Raw genomic sequence first — 644 nt, 5'->3', positions numbered from 1 at the left:
GTCCAGCGGGCTGCCTCCCGGGCCAGCCGGCGGGCGGTTTCCGGACTGATCGGCCCGTACCCGTGCAGCTCCGCAGGTTGTTCATCGGCCCCGAAGAGGGTTTCGGCGGTGATGAGGACCAGGATTTCGGTGCGGGCCCTGACCCGGTCTTTAGCGGCGCGGCTGTGGTCGTCTTCGCTGGTGGCGGCAGGGCCGGAACCGGCGGAGGCATGGCCTGTGCCGGCGGAGGCCCGGCCGTCGGAGGCCTGGCCGTCGGAGGCCTGGCCGTCGGAGGCCTGGCCGTCGGGAGTGCTTCTGCCGTAGCAATTCGAATCGTCATCGGTGGGTGTTTCGTCCTGCCTCCGGCCCCTGCTTCCGGTATCCGCACCATCGTCCACGTCCGGGTCCCCCTCGAGCAGGTCAGCCAAAATATCAGCCCGTAACTGGTCCACACCCCGCGGGTCTCCGGCCGACTGCTCACCCCGGGCCGCAGTGCTCAACTGCGTGAAAATCAGCTGGGCGCGTGCTGCCGGCAACAACGCCGACAACCACGACATGCCGTCCTCATCCGGCACCAAACATACCCGCCGCGCCTCGAAAGCGGTCCTGTGCCGGACCGGAATGGTCTCCGGATAGGTTTTCTCCCGCAACCGCCTGGCCTTCAC

General features: G+C 68.3%; 1 pseudogene. It reads right to left on the bottom strand.

The window, feature by feature from the left end:
- Positions 1-536 (bottom strand): annotated as a pseudogene (locus QMA10_RS17620) (hypothetical protein); the annotation flags it as partial.
- Positions 537-644 lie beyond the last annotated feature (108 nt).

This window comes from Arthrobacter sp. APC 3897 (genome assembly GCF_030407495.1).
Lineage (GTDB): Bacteria > Actinomycetota > Actinomycetes > Actinomycetales > Micrococcaceae > Arthrobacter_B.
The sequence above is the reverse complement of the archived record's forward strand: the minus strand, read 5'-3'. Positions and strand labels throughout refer to the sequence as shown.